This is a genomic window from Corynebacterium matruchotii (assembly GCF_011612265.2).
Classification (GTDB): domain Bacteria; phylum Actinomycetota; class Actinomycetes; order Mycobacteriales; family Mycobacteriaceae; genus Corynebacterium; species Corynebacterium matruchotii.
In genome coordinates, this window is record NZ_CP050134.2 from 542,570 (window position 1) to 563,489 (window position 20,920).

Consider the following 20,920-nt stretch of genomic DNA (forward strand, 5'->3'; position numbering starts at 1 on the left):
GGCTATCCAGTCTGAACAGCACTTGCGCACACCGCGGCCACCCGGACCGTGGTCAACTTCACGAGCAGGCGCGCCAGTCCCCGATGGAGCAGCTGCTGGTCGTCGACAATGAGGGCACGAATCGAATCAGTCACGTCACATATTCTCCGTCCGGGGCAGAGAAACATCCAGGTAAAACCCCGTGTCGGTGGGGCCGGCGGTCATGGTGCCACCCAGCTGCGTGGCGCGTTTCCGCAACGATCGAAGCCCATAACCGTTCTCGGTGCTGCTAGCCTTGACAGGCACCAGTGCATGTTCCTTATCCGAATAATCCTCCACCGTTAGCGTGATGGAATCCTCATTGACCCGCAGATGAAAGTGGATCATCGTGGGTTGACCATGCCGAAGCGCATTCGAGACGCCCTCCCGCACCGCAATCTGGAATAGTTCCCCCTGCGCCGCCGCCAGCGCATAATTATCGTCTGGTTTATCAATCTGAAACTCCAGGCCAGTGCTCGAAAACGTTTGCGATAGCGACTGCATGGCTGCCACAAGCTGATCGCTGGTGTGCGGCGTGGGGGTCTCCGGTGGGTCGAGCGCCCGCACCCACCGTCGCAGATCAACCAGTGCTTGCTTTGCGACGGCCTGGGCGTTGTGTACCTCGGACCATGCGGCCTGCTCGCTTGTCGACTTCAACGCCTGTGCCACGTCGAGGGCCACAATGGTGGTGACTAACTGCTGGCCCAGGCCGTCGTGAAGCATGCGTGCCGACTCTGCCTGCTCCATGCTCACCGCCGCCTCTACCGCATATCGGCGTTCTTTCTCGGCGCTTTTCTCTAGCGCGGTGAGAAGCCAAGCAAATGAGAAGTGAACGATGACTATTGTCTCTAGGAATAAAATATAATGAATATCGTCACGTTGGTATTGGCCTGCTAACGATCGGGGAAGTGCCATGAGGACCATGAGGATTCCTGCGATGCCCATGCATTGTCGCATACCGAATGCCTGCTGAATAACCCAGAACACAATCGCTAATGTCGCAGTCGAGTAAGAACCGCCTATTATGAATAACACAAAACTGGTGGCTGCTACTGCGCTAGCTAGACATTTGTCATCGGGATTTCTTGTCCATCGTTTGATGAGGACCACATCAATAATGGTGGCGATAACTGCCACAACCATGAGGAAAATTGTTTGAGGATTAAGTTCATAGCAAAATATCGTGTCGCAGAACGTGATGAAGATGGATCCCAGGGCGAAGGCAATGAAATAAAAGTGGAGGGGGCGGCCGGCTATAGTCATGATCCCAGGTTAATGAGGAATATCATGGGAAAACATGACAACAGTCATGACTTCATGACGAACAGCACAAATTACCCCCTTATGCGTGTCATAACCATTTCATGACGATTCACACTGGTTATTCCCGACATTTTGTTCGATCATAGTATTTATGGAGTTCTTCGGTAATCCTGTTTCGCAGTGTTGCTGCTCCATGTTGTCAACCTAAGCTATCGCTATAAGGTGCGCCAATGAAAGTTCTCCCTATTATTCTGCGTGTTGTCATTGCGGCGGTGCTCATGTTTGCCGCCTCGTTTTCCGGGATGCTGACGCAGTTCATCCCCGGTTACGAGAGCATTCTTGCCGGTACGGCAGTGGGGCGCAACACCACCGGCTTGCTGTTGGCATGCGGCGCAATGCTCATACAATTCGCCTGCGCCACCGCCGTCGCCTACGTGGGGGTGCGACTTTTGACCCGCTACCTGGATCATCAGCCGCCTACCATGCTGAAACTACGCCCCACAAAAACCGGCATGCTTTGGTTTGTCGCCATGATCGGGGTGGCGATGGTCATATTGCTCATTGCCGGCGGGGTCACCATATTATTAGGCACCACCGGTGAGCCCCTCGCCCAACACGGCGACCAGTGGTGGGTCACCCTGATCGCTGTGTTAGGCATGGCCTTCCTGCTGCAAGGCATCCCCGAAGAACTCGTGTGGCGTGGCTGGCTACTATCCTCACTGGGGGCAAAAACAACCATGCGCTGGTCTGTGGGCCTGAGCGTGATCGTGTTCGGCACCCTTCACCTCACGTCGAACGGCGGGCAAAGCAACGCCATCGAGCACGTCATCTACCTGGTCATGCCGCTTGGGTTCGCCTACGCTGCTGCCATGGCCAGGCTCGCCGCCGACTCCACCTGGGCCGCCATTGGGGTGCACGGTGGATATCACACCGCCATGCTGCTTGCCAACGTACTCCCCATCAATAACTCACCAACCCTATGGGTGCTGATCGGCGCGCTGTGGTTTGCTGTCGGCCTTGCTATTCGAGCCTGGCGACGCCCGTTCGCACCAGCGCAATCTGATCCCCAAGAATCTGCGCCTGCGTGAGATCGCCCGTCTGAAGATACGCATCTACTGACTGCATTGCCGACCCCGTGAGCTCCCGCCAATAGGATGCCGATATCGGTTGGTTATAGGCCGCGGCCTCGGCAAAGACCGATTGCATCGACCCCAACACCTGTCGGTGCAGCGGGGACAGCTTGTCCTGGTCAATATAAAACACCGGCACGTTCGTGTCATCAACCCGTGAGGATGAAAGCCATATCGGAAATAACCCCGAGATCGCGCCAAGAAGGTACCACGCCTTGGTTACTGCAATCAGGACCGCTATCAGTGTGAAAAGCAGCAGCGTAAGAGTCACATGGAGCGTCACGGTGCTTCGCTTCTGCGGAAACCTATTTCGCTCGGTACCTATTTTCTGTAGGAACTCCTTCCTGTCTTTACACACCCACGCCGACTTTCCCGACGCCAGCAGTCCTATCGAATCCGCGGCCAGCGGCACTAGCGTCTTGCTTTGCTCTGGTGGGGTTTCAAAAAGCGCCGACAAGAATTCGCTATGATCTGGCTGGTTAGCCAGCACCCAATCGCTGAAATCCGCCACCGATACAATCGGCTTTCCATAATCGGCGGCCCGCCGCACCTTGGCCGTCGTCAAGCTGTCTGCCACTACCGCGTCACAGCCGGTTTGCGACACCGCGGTCTTATACACCAGCCCCACCTCGCTGCACAGTTCGCGTAACTTCTCCCCCTGCGGCACCAATTCGTTATTCACCGTGATCCGGCCACTAAATGCCACCCGCGCCCCGGGCCGTAACACCTCACCACCAGATTGATAAGAAACCATGATTCCTCTCCTTGATGATTATTAAAGATTATTTTATGCATGGCTGATTATTTTTAAATCTGCCACATAAGGAAGACACGTTAATGGCGCCAGCAACCCTCTTATCGCAATAGCAAAATTCCTACTGTAATGAGGGGGAAGGTGCTTCTACCATTTACGATAATCGCAACGATGGTCAGACGGGGGTAATTTTGGGGTTATATAAGGGGGCGATGTTATCCATTTATCTATCGTTATAAAACTCCATACACTGCACATATAGATATGGCGGGGAAAAGATGAAGGAATTTTCATCGTGTCCACATGTTCTACTAATTAGCGATTACTAAGATTAATCACCGAATCGTTATGGCAAGATTTCGATTTTACCTCCGCAAACCAGTGCGGATGAGTGCAAGCAAAACATTAGTAGATAAAACAGAAAAGGCTGGTTATGGCCCTATATGGCTTATTGACTGTCGCAGCGTTGGCACTTATGGGATATGCGGTGACACCCCGGGGGCGGTCAGTTTTCTTCCGGAGATTCGCCGGGGGGACGCAATTGCAAATGGCATACCTTATGGTGTTTACCATTATCATCATCGCCCTCGTTGCCCTGATAGTCATCCATCATGCCACTCTCGCGGAAGAAGTCGCCGTTTTTGCGGCTTTAGCAGCGTGTTTTGCCCTCATTGTCGCGCTATTGCGGAACCGGATTGCCTCCCCGCCGAAAACTGCCACCCCCTACACCGTTCTCACCGTCGGCGCCCACCCCGACGATCTAGAAATCGCCTGCGGGGGTACTCTTGCTCGCCTCGCCGATGAGGGGCACAAAATCCACGCTATCGTCATGAGTGACGGATGCGCAGGGGGCGATAATAGCGTGCGCCCCACCGAAGCCCGGAACGGCGCCGCTACCATGGGGCTGGAAAAAATCGAGATTCATTCCCTCACCGACACCCGGTTAGAGGACCACAACATGGAAATGGTGGACATTATTGAAGCAAAGATCAACGAACTCAAGCCCGACCTGATCCTGACTCACTCCAGTCACGATCAACACCAAGACCACAAGGCCGTGCACTTCGCCGTGCTGCGGGCCGCCCGTAAACAACCGTCAATTTTGTGTTTTGAATCCCCCTCCGTGACCAGCGAATTCAACCCACAACTCTTCATTGACATTACTAACTACATTGACATTAAAATCCATGCTGTCCAAGACCACCGCGACCAGGCCGGTAAACGCTACCTCCGGTGGGATCGGCTCAAAGGCATGGCCAATTTCCGCGGCGCCCAGGGGAAACTGGAACTCGCCGAAGGATTCGAAATCGTCCGTCTCAAAGACTCCATCGCAGGATTGAAATAACCATATGAACATTCTCATCACCGGTGTCGGCGGTCCCGCCGGCCGTGCTCTCGTCAGCCAACTTGCCACCACCAGCCATAATGTTGTGGGCGTGGACATGCAGGAAGTTGCGCTCGCCGACATTGATTCTTTCGAACTGGTGCCCGCCGCCAACGATCCCGACATGATTAACCAACTTGCCGCACTGGTCGACCATTACGACGTGGATCTACTCATCCCCACCGTTGCCGACGAGCTTCCCATGGTGGCGAAAGCATCCCAACTGGGTCAGCTGAGCAACGCCCAGGTTGTCATTTCCCCCCTAGAGGCGGTGGAAAAATGCTTCGATAAGCTGCTGACCATGCGGGCGCTGCGGGAAGCCGGTGTTTCGGTGCCTCCCTTCGGTCTCCCCAGCGATTTCACCTCCTCATATGATGTGTTCGAACAGCTCGGCGGTGCCATTATCACTAAACCGCGGGTGGCCCGTGGCGGTCGGGGCTTCGCCATTCACACCAGCCCCGAAAAATTCCAGCTCGAATCGTACGACGACTCCTACATCATTCAGGCATTCGCCCCCGGGGAAGAATTCGCCCCCATGGTGTACATCGGCGACCAACCCGGCAACGAAACCGTTTCCATCGTTGCGAAAACTCAGGAAGAATTCTGCGAAACCGCCGCCCCCATCGTCCGCTCCGTCGACACCGCTAACGCCCTTGACGTGGCACTACTCGCCGTCAAGGCCTGCCACGCCCTGAAGTTGAAGGGGCCCATTGATTTGGATGTGCGTCGCATGGCTGACGGTCACCCGGTTGTGTTAGAAGTGAACGCCCGATTTGGTGCCAATAGCTCCCTTGCACCAGAATTATTGGCAGAAGTTCTTAAGTCAGCCGCATAAAAAAATAAGGAAACACCCATGTCTGCGCTAGCAGTCGTTGTTCTCATTGGGCTCAGCACACTCATTTTTTGGGTGGGCATGATTAAGCTCCTTTTCATACCCCTGTCCCTCTATTTTGAGATCCGCCAAACCTGGCGCAACCACCGAAAAGTAAAAACTGCCCTGGACGATGAGCCCCTCGTGAGCATCATCGTCCCCGGCTATAACGAGGAAAAAGTGCTGGGTGCCTGCATCAGCTCTATTCTGGCCAGCAGCTACCAGCACTTCGAACTCATCATGGTCAATGATGGGTCCACCGACAGCACCGCCAAGGTGATGCGGGACCTCGCCGAGGCCAACCCCTATACCGTGATCTTTGTCGACCAACAAAACTCCGGCAAAGGGGCTGCGCTGAACACCGGCACCGCCTATGCCAATGGTGAGTTCATCATGTACGTGGATTCCGATGGAGTTTTCGGCAAAGACACCATTCGGCAGATGCTCAAGGCCTTTGATAGCCCCAAAGTGGGGGCAGTCAGTGGTGATGATCGACCGGTGAATCTCGACCGGGTACAAACCACCCTGCTTGCGCTCATTTCTCATGTGGGCACTGGGTTTATCCGCCGGGCGCTCGCCGTGGTGAATTGCCTGCCCGTGGTCTCCGGGAATAACGGCCTGTTCCGGCTCAAGGCGCTCAAGGCCACCGGGCCGCTACGTACTGACACGCTGGGGGAAGACCTGGAGCTGACCTGGCGAATTCACCGCGCCGGCTATCGGGTGAACTTTGCCCCACAGGCCGTCGTGTATGCCGAATCACCGTCCACATTGAAAGGGCTATGGCGGCAGCGGGTGCGGTGGGCACGGGGGATGCTGCAAGCCACCCGGATTCATAAGAATATGATTTGCAATCCCCATTATGGGGCATTCGGAGCATATTTGCTGTTTAACCTGCTCAGCATGATTATTGTACCGGTCGCGCAGATCTTTGTGCTGCTGGGTATGCCTATCGTTATTATTACCGACCCCGACGCGCTTCCCACAACTGCGTTAGGATGGGTGGGGTTCCTCGGGTTGGCACTAGCGCTTGTTATTTTGATATATTCAATCGCACTAAACCGGGCCTGGGGAGATTTACGCCACATATGGGTCTTTCCCCTTTGGCCCATATACTCCACACTGGTTGGTTTCACGCTTGGTTGGGCCATTATCTTGGAAGTGAAGGGGGCGGAAAAGAATTGGAACAAACTGGAGCGTACCGGCACCATTAGTGTGAGTGGCCTCAGTGTCGATAAGCAAGAAGCGAGTCCAGCATGAAACGCAGAACATTTTTAAAACTTTCATCCTTGTCATCTATCCTGTCGTTCCTACCGTTTGGGTCTTCCTCCTGCGGAAAGGGTTACGAGCTGCGGAAACTCAAAAATTCACCGCTGCCGGAAGAGCGCAGCGTGAACTTTGGTTTCGAGGATGTTTCCAATCCTCATTACGACTGGAAGGCCATGTCGCAGCGGCTTTCCAACGTCAATGCCACCGCCGCCTCCATCTGTGTGGGGCGGATCGAATGGGTGTGTTTCGACTGGGAGGGGCACCCAGATACTCAGGCCTCTATTAATGGGGCCGACTGGGTGCAGGATGCCATTGATGCGCTCAGGCCGCTCACTATTAACCTCACCATTGATACTTTAGTACCCAATACGATCCATAAAAACCCCGAACTAGCTGGGGTTGATCCCGGGGGAGAGCGTTCCGATAAGTTCGCCTCGGTGACCGCTATCCGCGATGGGGCGGTGGGGGATGGGATTGTGGAGCTGGCGAAAACCATTTCGCACCGCTACAACCCCGACAGCATTTCCCTGACCGAGCTCATGTTTGACAATTACACGTTTGGGGAGGATGACCTGGCTTCGTATAAGAAGTTCTCCGGGGCATCCGACTGGCCGCGGAAAGACGGTGAGATCAATACTCGGGATCCTAAGCTGGGGGAATGGCGTTCCGAGGCGTTGCAGCACCTACTCGACCGCATTAAAGGGGTCATCCCCAGCAATGTCGCCCTGGACATGGATGTGCGGGCTCCCTGGAACGATCCGGGGGCGGATCGGGCTATGTCCGGCCACGATTATGACTTGCTGCTTACCGAGGCCAGCCGCATTGCCGTGTGGAACTATAACGGCATGGAGCCCAGCGTGCAGCCAGATTATTCCGAGAAGCTAGCGGAGAGCTTTAACCGACGGTTTGGGGATAACCGTTACGTGCTGTCGACGGGCCTGTGGGCGGAGGATGAGGCCAACACTATCTCCGCCGATGATATGGCCCTTAACCTGCGGTATTCCGCCAAGGGTGGTGCATCGGCGGTGTCGGTCACCCCGGCCTCGCGGATGAGCGACGAGCATTGGAAGATGCTGGAGTCTGCCTGGAAGGGCTGATAATAGCCTGGCGGCAAACTTCGTAGAATGGCCGGTGTGGCAGTACCACCGGCTGTTTTTTATCGCCTATCGACGGATTTCCACCCCATAAGAGGGTAATTTGGCGAAAAATTAACATGATAATTGCCCACAACTATAGTGAAAAGGGGCCAAATTCTTGCCAAGAGATGTCTGAACTAAATCGTCTGATCTTAAGCAAATCCCGAAAAAGTCCGATGTGATTATGGTGAATAATGTCCGATTGGTTGGTTCGGGATTAATTTGTTTTGCCCCGGATAAGTCCATAAGGGGGTGGGTAATTCTGTGAGATACCACAAAAAACCGGTCGTAGTTGTGTGGGTGGGGTGGGTGACTTATTACAATCGGAACCATTCGGGTCCGCAAAGTATTGAAGGAATAACATGCCAGAGTACATTAACCTCAACCCGGTTATCCGTGAGATCAGCGACGTGCAGAATAATATTCTTCTGCTCAACGGCAAAATGGACACCATGGGTGCGCAGGTTGGTGCGGTCACCCAAGATCTCAACACCACCCGTCAAAAGCTGCAAGAACTAGCGGAGGCTTTCGAAAAATTCTCGCGGCAGGCCGAACGTATCGCCGTCGTGCAGCGCGCCGAAACCCAGCTCGGCAATCTCAAAAGCGAACTCGACCGGGTTTATGGGCACTACGCGCTCGTTCGCCGCACCAGCGTGGGCGTACTCCAGGCCTTCGACGTGGGAAACGTCACCAATGATGTGGTGGCGCAGGTGTCTGAAGAGCTCATGATCCAAAGCCCTAGATATTGGCTGGCGCCTGCGCTTGTGGGGTTGGCCGCCTGGTCCCGGGACGACAAGGCGATCTGCGAAAAGTCCGTGCAAGAGGCCTTTACCCGCGATGCGGCAAAAACCTCTCTTTTCTTTGCGCTCATCTTACGACGCGTCAACCGCCACGATGAGGCCTACACCTGGCTCAAGCACTACCTTATGAACTGTGATGCCACCAAGCTCACCCGCGAATTCGCCGTCATCCTTGAGGCCACCGCCCGCGGCGCTTTTGGAACCCAGGCGGAACAACTGCTCACTAACCAGCTGGGGGAGTGGGACGCCGAACTGCGTCAAAACGCCCAGCTGCGGACAGCCCAAGTGACGGCATGGGTGGAAGAAATCGCCAGCAATAGGGAACAGCTTGTCGTCGACGACTACGAGAATCTGCGCAAGCTCAGCCCCGACTTTGATCGCATGCGATCACTGCTGGAATCCGCCACCGCCCTGGGGGTGACCGCGAAAAAATACGAAGAAATCCGCGACCGGCTCGATGCGCCCGTCGGCAAGATCGAAGACCTGCTCGACGACCTGTTGGAGAAACTCGTCACAGAATATGATGCGGAAGAACTGCCGCTGCGTCGCAAAGCTGCCTATGCCGAAGCCGTCATTGAATCCAACGGCGACTTGGCGCAGGCGCAGGTCAAGACCGACAAATACGTGCGGGCGCTAGCGAACACTGTCGACGCCGTAAGCCTGCAAACCCAAGCCGCCATTACCCCCGAACGATTGGGTGTTTCCATCAGCACCCAACGCACCGCCATCGGCAACGGCCTCGACAACGTGCGCGCCGCTATCGACGAATACACCAGCCGCTACCGGCGGGATTTCCTCCCCGCCGCCACCATCATCCTAGATGGCACCCACTCCGGCTACGCCTCCCAATTCGGGTTCGTCGAATTCCGGTGCGCCACCAACGAAGATGAGCAAGCCGTCCGCCAGCGGCTCGGCGAATACTGGGAAACCCTCTTCACGCCGCACATCAACCAGGCAACCTTCCAACAGTCGGACATGATTATGCCGATCATGGTCGGCGTCATCACCTCTGTGGCGTTCCTCCTCGGCATGAAACTTCTCGGCCTGTTCATGGTGGTGCTGGTAGTCATTGCCGTGGCGTTTTATATCCACCGGAAGAAAACCCTGGCGGAACGCAATGTTGCCGAATTGCATGTGGCGAAAGAGCAGGCCATCCAAATATCGAATAACGTTATTACGGAAGCCCGCGCGGAATTCACCGACCTCATGCTGGAATTCGAAGACCGGGACGCCGAGCAGGCGGAACTCACCCGGGTGTTCGCCACCTGGCCATCCCGTACCACCAATGCTCTTCACTCTTCCACGACCCATAATGAGGCGCGTTAACATGACCCAACCACCAGAATCCCACCTGCCCGAACAGTCGAACCAACCCCCGGCGAGAATCAACCCATACGCAGCTCCGCCGGCACCAATGCCGCAGGCCGGGCCGCCGGCAACCCAACAACCCGCCCAAACACCAGGCCAAGTCCTGCCCACAATCCGCCGGGAGCGGCGCCGACCCCGATTCACCACACCCCCACCACCCGAAAACCAACGACCCGGCGAAACCACCGTCCTCGACCGCATGAGCCTGCTCGGCGAACTTCACGACGACAACTCTCAACCAGCCTTTGGTCGCAACCGTAATATCGCCGGCAGTCTCCCCGACTGGTCACCCCAACCGCCAGGGGAAATCCTCATCAATCGGAGGCGGCCCTAACCATGGCGAACGCGTACGAAACCTGGGCCCGGGCCCTCCGCAGCTGGGCCACCGACCCCACCGTCACCCTCGACGGTCTCCCACCCATCACCGCGGGATCCTTCAACCCCACCGTGCACCGCCGCCTGCTCAAACACATCGAACGGGCCCTAAGCATTGCCGACACCCGCTGGTCCGAAACCCTTACCAACCTCCCCGCCACTGCCGACTACCACGAATTCGAACGCTGGTGGCTCACCACTCGAAACAACCTGGCCCGCCGCATGCACCTCTGCAACCACCCCGGTCTCCCCGACGAGATACGGTCAACCCTGCTGAGCGACGCCCAAACCCGCATCGGCAATTGGCAACATCACGTCGAAAGCATCCTCCGCCGCAGCTCCGTCGCTGGGGAACTCCCCACCGCCACCGAACAGCGCATCTACGACCTCGTCCGCAGCACCCCACTCACCGCTGTTCTCGACCCCACCTACGGCACCGCGACCCGCCTCACCCACGCACTCGAACAATCATAATCATGCCCAACTATCTCGAAACCACCGAAATCATCACCCGCTATCTCAAAGCCCGCGTCCCCCTCATCGTCGTGAAATCCACCGAGCCGGTCCGGGTCTTCAGTATCCTCCGCACCATCAGCACCAATATTCCCTCCCTCCCCTTCTTCTACTACTCTGCTGCCGACGGCCTCCGGGAACTCGCCTCCAACCAGCTCGTCCTCGAAGACCAATCCCTCGCCGCCGCCCTCGACCAGGCAAAAACCATGTTCAAAGCCCGGCGGAACGTGAACTTCATCTTCACCGAAATCGACCACCTCGACTCCGACACCCCCACCGCCCGACACTTCTGCCAAATGGTGCGCATCGCCGAAGAATACCAAGGCGCAATCATCCTCCTCGCCGACAAACCCGTCTGGTCCGGCCTCGCCCGGCTCGGCATGTCCGTCACCCTCGACCTCCCCACCACTGAAGAAATATTCGAACTGGTGTCCGGCATGATGAAGGGGCATTCCACCGCCATCCCCGTCGAATGGGCGGAATCCGACATGCGGGCCGCCGCCGAAATCCTCACCGGCATCACCGAAGCCGAAGTCGTCAACGTCCTAGCCACCATGCTTGTCAAAGGCGCAATCCGTGCCGAAGACCTCGCCGAACTCTCCAGATTCAAAGACTCCATCTTTGGCGAACTCACCGGCATCGAACGCATCCGGCTCGACGACAACTACCACGTGGGCGGACTCGACAACCTCAACGCCTGGTTGAAAAAACGCAAAGCCCTCATGAAAACCGACCTCTCCGGCACCAGACTCCACCCACCCAAAGGCATCCTCCTGTGCGGCGTCCCCGGCTGCGGTAAATCCCTCTCCGCAAAAAACATCGCCGTCCAATGGGAACTCCCACTCTACCGGCTCGACATGGGCGCCATCCTGGGCATGTACGTTGGCGAATCCGAACAAAACCTCCGCGAAGCCCTCGAAACCGCCGAACGCATGGCACCCTGCGTGCTCTGGATCGATGAAATCGAAAAAGGCCTCGCTACCGGCTCCGGTGACAGCTCCGTCACGAAACGCCTCATCGGCCAATTCCTCTTCTGGCTCCAAGAATCCCAAGCCAAAGTCTTCATCGTCGCCACCGCCAACGACGTCTCCACCCTCCCACCAGAACTACTTCGCAAAGGCCGCTTCGACGAAATCTTCTTCGTCGACCTCCCCACCGAAACCGAACGCACCGACATCATCGACCTATGCTTCTGGAAATACACCAACCACGCCATCCCCAGCCACCTCGTTGCGGAACTCGCCGAAGTCTCCGAAGGATTCGCCGGCTCCGACATTGACGCCGTAGTCCACGACATTGGTTCGGAAATGCTCTTCAACAACACCACCGAACTGCCCCCATCCGACTATATTCGCAGCCAATTCCGCAACGTTGTTCCCTTCAGCCAAACCAACCCGGAAGAACTCGCCGCCATCCGCGATTGGGGTCGCCACCGGGCGGTACCCGCCGGCCGCACCATCGCCGACTCGCCCGACAACAACTCCGTCTTCGCCGGCCGCACCATCGTCCTCTAACCGGCAATCATTGCGCGCAATTTTCCACCCGTTTACGTTTCCGCCGATGGGTGGAATCCGCAACATACGGCTCAAACTCCACCCGGGGCGGCACAAACCCCAACCGCTCCGCCAACCCATCCAACTCGGCCCGCACCCGATCCAACACCTCACCCACCAGCGGCGCCACAAACACCACCAGCCGATCATCCGAATGCCGCTCCACCCGAAACTCCGAAACCCCAGGCACATACAAAAAACACCGCTCCACCATGTCCGGAAACACCGAAACCCGACCATCACCTCCTACGGCTGGAAACGAAAACACATCATCCTCCCGCCCCGCAATCTTCGCCACAACCGTCGTCGCCTGACCACACCCACACACCTGATTCGCCGCCAACGTCAACACGTCGTTAAGCCGATAACGCACAATCGGCTGCGACCGCCGTCGAAAATCAGTAATAATCGGCACAAACCGGGAATCGTCCACAAACTCCTTCTCAAAATAACAAATATCCTCATTCAAATGCATCGACCCAAACGGGCACGTATACCCCAAAAAACCCTCAGTACACTGGTACGCCTGAAAAATTACCTCCTGCCCAAACACCTCCCGAAACCGCCGCTCATCAAACGACGTCAACACCTCCGCCACCGAAATCACCCGCGCCGGGCATAGCCGCAACTCCCCAGCAACCACAGCATCCGCAAGCACACTCAACACCGACGGGGGAGCCACCACCACAGTCGGCCGATATGACCCCAACGCCGCAATATGCTCCGCCATCGGCCGATACACATCAAAAAACCGAAACTGAATCACCCGCGAATTCACCGTCTCATACAGATTATTATTCGCCCGCAGAAAAAACGCGATCCGCTGCCCCGAAAGCGACGGCAAAAACCGCGCCAACACCGCACCCGCCCACGCACACCGCTCCCGATCGCTCACAATGAACAAACCCCGATGCCCACTCGTCCCCGACGACAACCCCACCGAAACCCCACGATACGTAGGCGAAAAATCCCGGGACCGCTCCGCCGCCACCGCAATCTCCAACGCCCGATCCCGATCCAACCCCACCGTATTGAGCCTATTAAAATTCGCCATCATCGACTCCTTATCCATCACCGGCAACTTCCCTAAATCGGCACGAGAACCCACCCGGGGAAGCGTCGCAAAATACGGCGAATGCCGCCGCAAAAACCGAAACTGCCGCCGAACATACCGCTCCTGCAACCTGTCAATAGCCGCCCGCGACCGCAACCGCCGCCACCGACTCTGCGCAAAATACCCGGCAATCAGCAACGACGTCACAGCAGCTCCCGCCGATCATACTGCCCATGGCTGAAATACACCGGAATTCCCCGATCCACAACCCCCTGCACCAGCGTTGCCGTCTCCTTATACGTCTCATAATCCCGCTGAATCAACCTCGTAGGCAGCCGCAACTGCGACGAATATGGCAACAAATCATTCCCCCACGACGCATCCGTCGCAATAAGCAACCGGCCCGGAATATACGCCCCCACCTGGCCCGCCGCATGACCCGGCAACCGCACCAACAACAAACTCCCATCCCCAAACACATCATGACCAACAAGCCCCGTGTCCGGATCCTGCACCAACGACTGCACCGGCATCACCGACGCATTCTGCGCCAGCCACGACGGCACCAATGCCGGAAACACCAAATCCCGCACCCGCGCATTCCCCAACACCTCATACGCATCCGCCGACATAATAATCTCACTCTCGGGAAAAAACTTCACCCCACCAATATGGTCAGGGTGCAAATGTGACAACACCACCCGCCGAATCTGCCCCACATCAATCCCATCCCGAGCCAACTGCGCCGGAATCTCATCCTCCGCCGTCACCCGCGTCGGAGTCACCTTGTTATACAGAAATCCCCGCACCCCAGAGCGGAAAATATCCTGCGAATACCCCGTATCGAGCAGCATATAGCCCTCCGACTCGTGCTCAATCAGAAACACCCCAGCCGGAAACGCCCGACTAGGATCCATATCACGCGGCAACCCCCGATACATGACCCGCAAATTATTCATGCAATAACCGCACTGATAATACCGAACACTCTTAATCAATTGATTCGACATAACGCCGTATCCCTTCATCTAAACTGACAATCGGTTCGTAACCCAAATCCCGCCGCGCCGCCGAAATATCCAACACCTGCGAATACGCCAACGCGCACACGGTATACCGAGTCACCGGCGGCTCACCTGGCAACCGCAACACCGCATAAACCAACTCCAATAGCGACGCCACCCCATATAAGACGGTGGCGTTACGACGCCGATACCGCGGCACCGCCCCCAACAACGTGAATAACTCATCCACAACATCAGTCACCGGCCGCGGATCATCATTAGTAATGTTATAAACTCGCCCCGCAGCTGCCGGCGACTCCGCCGCCAACCGGGTAGCATATGCCACATTCTCCACGCAGGTTAAATCAATAACCGTCCGCCCCGGCTGGCCGCGCCGGGGGAATCGGGGAAGCCGGGGATGCGGCAACCGCAGGCACCCCAACCGGCCCGGTTTTTTCGGGAAAACTTGCTGGTGGCGGCGCCGAAACACCGGAATCCCAATGGTGTCATTGGCGTGCACGAGCCGCGGCACAATGCTCGTGTCACCCACGCCGATCAGCCCCCGGGGGCGTAAAATCACGGAACCCGAAAACTCCGACGCCACCTGCTCGGCTCTAATCTTGCTCCGAATATAATTATTGAGTCGATTATTGGGGTCGAAATCCGATTCGGTGATATGAAACCGGTCGCCGCGCTGCGAATAAATGCTGGGGGAGGAGATGAATATCAGACGGCGCACCGCATTGCGCCGACAGAAATCCACCACCGCCTGAGTGCCCCCCACATTGGTGTGATAAAAATCCTGCCACGGGCCCCACACCGTGGACAGGGCGGCGGCATGCACCACCACATCGACCGACAGGTCAAGCTCCGCCAATTGCGCCAGGTCACCGACGATCGCGGTGACGGTTCCCGGATATGTGGGGTCGGTGGGCTCCGCGGCGGCCTGGGCGGCGGTGGCGGCATCAACTAGCTGCTGCAACCTTGCGTTATTCCGACCGGTTGCGACAACATCATAACCGCTACGAGCAAATTCCGATACGACATAACCCCCGAGAAAGCCTGTAGCACCAGTAACTAAAACCTTCATTGTCACGACTTCTACCCTAACAAAACGATTCAGATATGCGAGAGAACTATGCCACAAGGCTACCGCAGAATTGCTGCAAAACACCCAGGTGGGGTGGGGGAGAGGCGGCGGTGAGCGCCGGGCAGACCGTCGTTGTGTGCGGTGGGGTGGCGTCGACAAGCTGGGGTGGGCAGGGAGGATGAGCTGCACAGGGGAGTACACCTAAAGATGTGGTTGGGTCCGCAACCAAGGTATGGTATTACCCATGCATATTGCCGTCTTTACCGATTATTATCTTCCTACCCTCGGTGGGGTACAAACCAGCATTAAAGCGCAAAAAGACACGTTGGAAGCGGCCGGACATCGGGTGACCGTTTTTTGCCCCCTGCACGAGCCGAGCGGCGACCTGACGGTGGTGCAATTACCAACCAGCAAGGTGATTAAACCTGACAATTATCCCTATACGTGGCCGCCGAAGCGAGCGAAGCGGTTTGCCCAAAATTATATGGATAGTATCGAGCCTGTGGATGTGGTGCATGTGCACAGCGAAATGGCGGCTGCGGCGGCCGGTGTGCATGTGGCGCGTAGCCGGGGGTTACCGCTGGTGCAGACCATGCACGGACGTGTTGATGTGTATACCCAATGCGTGTTGCCGTTTCCCGCGGCGACCAGTGTGCTGCTTTCCTGGTTGTATAACCGTAATAATCCGGTGCGACCGGTGACGCTTCGGGATGCGCCGTACACGCGCACCGCCCTGGCGCGTCGCATGTGGAGGCTCATGGTCAACCAGGCAAATTATGCGGATCATGTTATAGTCCCCTCCCACCATTTCGCCCACAAGTTGCAGTATCAAGGGGTGAATAAGCCCTTGACAGTGCTGTCTAATGGGCTGGAATCCACCCTGTTGTCTCAATTGCGCGCGATAAAACCGCGGGAATATACCGGTGGTGACACGGAATTCCGCATCATGTGGTGTGGGCGGGTGAGTCAGGAGAAGCGCCCGATTGATTTCTTGCGGGCCATTCGGCAGCTGCCGGAAAACGTGGTGGTGAACATGTATGGTTCCGGGCCAGCCATGAAATCCGTGCGCCGCTACATTACCCGCCACAGGCTTTCTGGTCGGGTGACGCTTCACGGGCCGGTGCCGCAGCAAACCGTGCTGACCGCCATGCAGGAGCATCACCTGTTTGCGTCCACCAGCTATGATTTCGATAATCAACCCATGGTGCTTTTGGAGGCGCATGCTGCCGGCACCCCGGTGCTACTGTGCGACCCTGACCTGACCGAGGTGGTGCCACCCGAGGGCACCGTGTTGACGGCCACCCCGGATTCGCAATCCATTGCGGCCGCGGTGCGGGAGCTCATGGCGCATCCCGCCCGGGTGCGGGAAATGAGCGATTACCTGCTGAAATCCTGCGATAGTACCTTGCAGCAGCCGCTTACCGAGCAGCTGTTAGGCGTGTACGAAAGCGTGTTGCAGCCCTCCGCGTAGCGTTCTGGCTGTCGGATTGAGGGTGTTGGCCGGGTTCCCGTGAGGTGTTCCTGCCGTCGGGTCGGTCGGAGTGGGGTGGGGTTTGGGGCCGGCATTCTTGGGGCTGAGCTTGCTTTACGACGGCCGAAGGTGTTGGATTTTAGTCCCAGTAGGAATTATCCAGTTCTTCGTCAGCATATGGGTCGTAGACCACGGGATCGGATCTGCCGCGAGGCCGGCGCATGTACTCGCTGAAAGCGTCGCTGAGGGCTTCGGCGCCGTCCCAGTCGAGCTCCATACCCCAGTCTGTTTTCCCACAAAGGAAGAAGAAAATATCCTTGAGTAGGGATAGCGCATCCGAGTCCCGGGACTGCGTGACATCGATCTCGGCGATTCCAAAGTCACGTCGCTGTTTTATCGGAGTCACGAAAACCCGGACGCTTGGGAATCGATTTGCCGAGGAAAAATTTGAAGCAATGAGAGTCTTGGCTTGGGCCGCGACATCCTTGGGTTTTTCCGCAGCATCTCGAATGATGATGGATGCAACATGTGACATTTTAGCTCCATGTGTCAAAGGATCAGTTTTTGAAATTATTGATATCCACGCTGATTCCTACGCAAATTAACGGGTATAGACTGGGAACATCCCCGCTAATGCGGGGAAAACTTAGAGGTTTGTGTGGGCAGCTGATAATGCCGTAGGAACATCCCCGCTAATGCGGGGAAACACTTGCGTGTGAATCAAGCAGCTCCTTGTTCCCAGGAGTTATTTTACATTTGATTTTGATTCCCTGCACTAGAAGTGAGGTATTGAGGAAGCAATTCAAAGCTCTCAAGAAACTGTATGGAATCCTCGTAAAGATTCCAGGTCAACTACCGGGTTCCTTGAGGCAAATGCTAATAGGTTCGCGTAATCAATAGCGACGATTGGATCACCAAGATCAGGATAAATAAAGACGTCACCATCGTTGACCCACAACTCCAATAACGGCTCCTTGAGCTCCCGGGCCAGCCAAGCATGCGATTGGGTGAGATCATCAAGCAAAGTTTCCATCACGTAGTCTTGTGATGGTAGCCGTCCTACAGCCACAGGAGGCTGGGCCTCTTTTTCGATTCGCATCATCAGTGCAGAAAAATCCACAATTTGCCTCACAGACTAAAACAAAATATAGGAGTCACGAAAACCCGGACGCTTGGGTAAGGAAAGAAGTGATGAGAGTCTTAGTTTGGGTTACGACATATGGCATTTTAGCTTCTGTTTCAAGGAATATTGGTTTTTCCAAAACTATCAAGAAACCAACTCAATGGATACTGAGCTCCCTGGATATCCATGCTAGTACGTGTTGCTTGTTCTATTCCATTGTGAATCAATGATCCCGTTCAAATTGTGCGCTCCTGATGATGTCTTGTCAGATACAGGACCAAATGACTATTCATCTGTTGATGCGCGGAAGGTGAAATCAGCTTTGTGACAAGGCTATGGAAGCATGCTGAATCATCGGTATACCCATGGTATCTGAAAACCTGTTCGAATAATTTTTTTGCATATGGTAGAAAAATTGGGAGCTAGTTCTTCTTTTTAGACCTTGGGTTCTGTTCACATGCCACCCCATCTCGCTATTCGGCATCTCTGTGGGTGATAGGACTTCTCTGGTAGTTAGGCATGATTTGAGGGGGTGTTGCTGTAGCACCTATCCACTAGATCCCAGAGGGTCCAGCTTTGGTGGGGTATGTTCAGGGGCAGTTGCGCATGGGAAACCGGTGTGGTTAGGGGCTCTAGGGTGCTGTACGCGATTGGTTGCCCTTAACACCGTCGATATTTTTGTTGTGTGTGATTATATGTTCGAAAGGCCTAGCAATTGCGCGGTGTGCAACAATTGCTAGGCCTTATCCCCGCCAAGGCGGGGAATGTGTCCAGCGGTGTTTATTTAACGGAACATTCCCGAATAGAAAGCCAACAAAATCGGGAAAGTTGTGGACGACCCCTAGTGTATAAGGTCCGACCCGTCCTAGTCGAACATGGGACCTGCTAACACCCGCAATATCGGGGGTAGTGGGGGTAGTTAGCATGAGTTTTCGATGCTAAGAATGAGGGAATCTATTATCGGTTATAGCTAGGCAAAAGCAGCTGACTTATCAACCATTTCTTATCTAGAGGTAGCATATTCTATATGCCATAATCTTCAACGCTTATTTAAGTTTAAGATTAGAACAGATGGGGGTAGATTTACCCGATTTTGCCCCACCCCCTGCCTTTACATTGTGCACGAGATAAAAGGGGGATGGTTCAATACCTCCGGGGTTGCGTCGACAAGCAATCATTACCCCCGATACGCATGAATTCCTTGAAAACCAATATCTACCTATATACATTCGATGGTAAACCTATCCCCCGAAAGAAGGACCATCATGTTTTACACCGCCCCTAAGCCCACCCAAGCGCTCCTCGTCACCGGCGGATTCTTCTCCCGTAAAGACGTGCCATTCCGGGTTGTTGTGGGCCGCGGCACCTTCTATCTGCCGTTCATCCACAGGGTGTACCGTTTCTACATTGGTTCCCGCTATGTGCGGGTCAACGTTGAAGCCCAAACTCACCAGAATATTTCCGTCAACATTGAGGCCACGCTTGCCTACCGGGTGAATAAAGATATAGTCAGCATCGTTGAGGCCGGTTCCCGCTTTTTGGGAAGCAACGATAAGGCTATGAGCGACGTGATCTCCAGCATCTTCTCCGGCGAGGTCCGTTCGCTCGTTGGTGCCCGCAGCGTGGAGGAAATCATCACCAACCGTGACGCCCTCAACATGGACGTGCTGACCGCGACCGGGCCCAAGCTCATGGAAATGGGTCTGAAGATCGACAACTTCCAAATCAACGAAATCAGCGACGACGAGGGTCATATCAAGAACCTGTCCCAGCCCGAACTCAACCGGGTTCGGAAGATCGCCGAGGTGGCCGCTGCCGCCGCCGACACCGAGATCGAGCAGGCCCAGCAGGAGGCTGAGCGGAAGAAGTCACAGTATAAGAAGGACACGGATTTGCAGGTGTCGCAAAACACCATGGAAACCGCCGAGAAGCGGGCCCAGGCCGCCCAGTCCGGCCCTATCGCCGAATCTTCTGCCCTGCTGGAACTCACCCGCAAGCAAAAGGAACTCGCCCGGGAGCGCGCCGATCTCAAAGAAATCGAGCTCATCGCCGAGGTCATCAAGCCTGCCGAGGCTGACGCCCAACGGCGGGTTATCGAGGCCAAGGCCCAAACCGAGGCACAGGCCATGTATAACGAAACCCTGGCCGCCAACGAACGCATCGGTTTGGAAAGCAAGATGGTGGACATCATGCCCGAGGTGGCCGGCAGAATCGCCACCGCTCTGGCTGGCAGCAATATCACCATGTTCAACGGTGCCGAAGGACTGACGAATATCGTCACCGAGGTGGCCGGCACTGCATCCCACCTTGTCAATGCGCTCAAGCCAGCCGTCCAGGACCAGGCATCACACAGGCGTTCCCAGTAATACCATCGAGAACCGGGCCGCACCCACAAACGCCGTTGTGGGTGCGGCCCGGCCCCGGTCGGGCGTCGAAAAGCTAAGATGCTATGGTATGAGTCTTTCGCATCAATTTGATGAGTATTTAGCCGCCCGAGGGATCGAACCATCAGCGGAAGTCATTCCCGACCTGCCCTGCCACGAATATGACCACACTGCCACGCCAAACGGGGGTGGCGCGGATCGGCGGGCCATAGCCGCGGCAGAGAACGTGCTCGCGGCAGTCCTGCGCAGCTAGCAACGGCCAATATCCGCCGGTACGCGCAGGCTTAGTAAAATTGACGCGACTTGTTTAAGATCGTAAAACAAGCAAAAGATGACACTTTCCTCATGTTTGTGGCATATTTG

General features: G+C 55.9%; 20 protein-coding genes. 12 read left to right on the top strand and 8 right to left on the bottom strand.

Features of this window, described 5'->3' with window-relative positions:
- Positions 1-2: 2 nt before the first annotated feature.
- Both HBA49_RS13105 and HBA49_RS02430 read right to left on the bottom strand, forming a co-directional pair.
- A complete protein-coding gene (locus HBA49_RS13105) occupies positions 3-134 on the bottom strand; it encodes a hypothetical protein (RefSeq protein WP_005526294.1) in 132 nt (43 codons plus the stop codon).
- A 1-nt stretch (position 135) separates the two neighbouring features.
- Positions 136-1,281, bottom strand: coding sequence for a sensor histidine kinase (locus HBA49_RS02430; RefSeq protein WP_005525934.1), 1,146 nt, complete (start codon positions 1,279-1,281; stop codon positions 136-138).
- A gap of 230 nt (positions 1,282-1,511) precedes the next feature.
- On the opposite strand from HBA49_RS02430, the gene HBA49_RS02435 reads away from it, so the two are divergent.
- Entirely contained in the window at positions 1,512-2,369 is an 858-nt protein-coding gene (locus HBA49_RS02435; protein WP_005525732.1) for a CPBP family intramembrane glutamic endopeptidase, read from the top strand.
- Here HBA49_RS02435 and HBA49_RS02440 read toward each other — a convergent pair.
- Positions 2,302-3,165: a hypothetical protein gene (locus HBA49_RS02440; RefSeq protein ID WP_040431977.1), complete on the bottom strand. Its 864-nt coding sequence runs from the start codon at positions 3,163-3,165 to the stop codon at positions 2,302-2,304. The two genes, HBA49_RS02435 and HBA49_RS02440, sit on opposite strands and share 68 nt — an antisense overlap.
- A gap of 559 nt (positions 3,166-3,724) precedes the next feature.
- Between HBA49_RS02440 and HBA49_RS02445 the strand changes: the two genes are divergently transcribed.
- The 8 genes from HBA49_RS02445 (at position 3,725) to HBA49_RS02480 (ending at position 12,392) form a co-directional block, all read left to right on the top strand.
- Entirely contained in the window at positions 3,725-4,510 is a 786-nt protein-coding gene (locus HBA49_RS02445) for a PIG-L deacetylase family protein (RefSeq protein ID WP_005525624.1), read from the top strand.
- A gap of 4 nt (positions 4,511-4,514) precedes the next feature.
- Positions 4,515-5,384, top strand: coding sequence for an ATP-grasp domain-containing protein (locus tag HBA49_RS02450; protein ID WP_005521363.1), 870 nt, complete (start codon positions 4,515-4,517; stop codon positions 5,382-5,384).
- 18 nt (positions 5,385-5,402) lie between these two features.
- Positions 5,403-6,677 (top strand): glycosyltransferase family 2 protein, encoded by a 1,275-nt coding sequence (locus tag HBA49_RS02455; protein ID WP_005525805.1) that lies wholly within the window; start codon positions 5,403-5,405, stop codon positions 6,675-6,677.
- Between the two features lie 29 nt (positions 6,678-6,706).
- Positions 6,707-7,783 carry a hypothetical protein gene (locus HBA49_RS02460; protein WP_225866083.1) on the top strand — a complete coding sequence of 359 codons (1,077 nt, stop codon included), beginning with the start codon at positions 6,707-6,709 and terminating at the stop codon, positions 7,781-7,783.
- A 401-nt stretch (positions 7,784-8,184) separates the two neighbouring features.
- Positions 8,185-9,948, top strand: coding sequence for a hypothetical protein (locus tag HBA49_RS02465; protein WP_005521373.1), 1,764 nt, complete (start codon positions 8,185-8,187; stop codon positions 9,946-9,948).
- 1 nt (position 9,949) lies between these two features.
- Positions 9,950-10,324 carry a hypothetical protein gene (locus HBA49_RS02470; protein ID WP_005521374.1) on the top strand — a complete coding sequence of 125 codons (375 nt, stop codon included), beginning with the start codon at positions 9,950-9,952 and terminating at the stop codon, positions 10,322-10,324.
- A gap of 2 nt (positions 10,325-10,326) precedes the next feature.
- Entirely contained in the window at positions 10,327-10,839 is a 513-nt protein-coding gene (locus HBA49_RS02475; protein ID WP_005526130.1) for a hypothetical protein, read from the top strand.
- A gap of 2 nt (positions 10,840-10,841) precedes the next feature.
- On the top strand, positions 10,842-12,392 hold the full coding sequence (locus HBA49_RS02480) for an AAA family ATPase (protein WP_005521376.1): 1,551 nt from the start codon (positions 10,842-10,844) through the stop codon (positions 12,390-12,392).
- Between the two features lie 7 nt (positions 12,393-12,399).
- On the opposite strand, the gene HBA49_RS02485 is transcribed toward HBA49_RS02480, so the two are convergent.
- From HBA49_RS02485 to HBA49_RS02495, 3 genes are read right to left on the bottom strand one after another with little or no spacing between them, the layout of a single operon-like run.
- On the bottom strand, positions 12,400-13,692 hold the full coding sequence (locus tag HBA49_RS02485) for a F390 synthetase-related protein (RefSeq protein ID WP_005526358.1): 1,293 nt from the start codon (positions 13,690-13,692) through the stop codon (positions 12,400-12,402).
- A complete protein-coding gene (locus HBA49_RS02490; protein ID WP_225866082.1) occupies positions 13,689-14,495 on the bottom strand; it encodes an MBL fold metallo-hydrolase in 807 nt (268 codons plus the stop codon). The genes HBA49_RS02485 and HBA49_RS02490 overlap by 4 nt, the downstream gene beginning before the upstream one ends.
- Positions 14,476-15,579 (bottom strand): NAD-dependent epimerase/dehydratase family protein, encoded by a 1,104-nt coding sequence (locus tag HBA49_RS02495; protein ID WP_005526126.1) that lies wholly within the window; start codon positions 15,577-15,579, stop codon positions 14,476-14,478. Before HBA49_RS02495 ends, HBA49_RS02490 begins: the two co-directional genes overlap by 20 nt.
- Positions 15,580-15,823: 244 nt before the next feature.
- On the opposite strand from HBA49_RS02495, the gene HBA49_RS02500 reads away from it, so the two are divergent.
- Complete coding sequence (locus HBA49_RS02500; RefSeq protein WP_005525943.1) at positions 15,824-17,050, top strand: glycosyltransferase; 1,227 nt, start codon at positions 15,824-15,826, stop codon at positions 17,048-17,050.
- A 139-nt stretch (positions 17,051-17,189) separates the two neighbouring features.
- On the opposite strand, the gene HBA49_RS02505 is transcribed toward HBA49_RS02500, so the two are convergent.
- Together HBA49_RS02505 and HBA49_RS02510 are read right to left on the bottom strand one after the other, a co-directional pair.
- A complete protein-coding gene (locus HBA49_RS02505; protein WP_112767260.1) occupies positions 17,190-17,585 on the bottom strand; it encodes a hypothetical protein in 396 nt (131 codons plus the stop codon).
- A gap of 276 nt (positions 17,586-17,861) precedes the next feature.
- On the bottom strand, positions 17,862-18,170 hold the full coding sequence (locus HBA49_RS02510) for a hypothetical protein (RefSeq protein WP_225866080.1): 309 nt from the start codon (positions 18,168-18,170) through the stop codon (positions 17,862-17,864).
- Positions 18,171-19,438: 1,268 nt separating this feature from the next.
- Between HBA49_RS02510 and HBA49_RS02515 the strand changes: the two genes are divergently transcribed.
- Together HBA49_RS02515 and HBA49_RS02520 are read left to right on the top strand one after the other, a co-directional pair.
- Positions 19,439-20,539: an SPFH domain-containing protein gene (locus HBA49_RS02515; RefSeq protein WP_005526388.1), complete on the top strand. Its 1,101-nt coding sequence runs from the start codon at positions 19,439-19,441 to the stop codon at positions 20,537-20,539.
- A gap of 88 nt (positions 20,540-20,627) precedes the next feature.
- Positions 20,628-20,810 carry a hypothetical protein gene (locus HBA49_RS02520; protein ID WP_005526147.1) on the top strand — a complete coding sequence of 61 codons (183 nt, stop codon included), beginning with the start codon at positions 20,628-20,630 and terminating at the stop codon, positions 20,808-20,810.
- Positions 20,811-20,920: the final 110 nt, after the last annotated feature.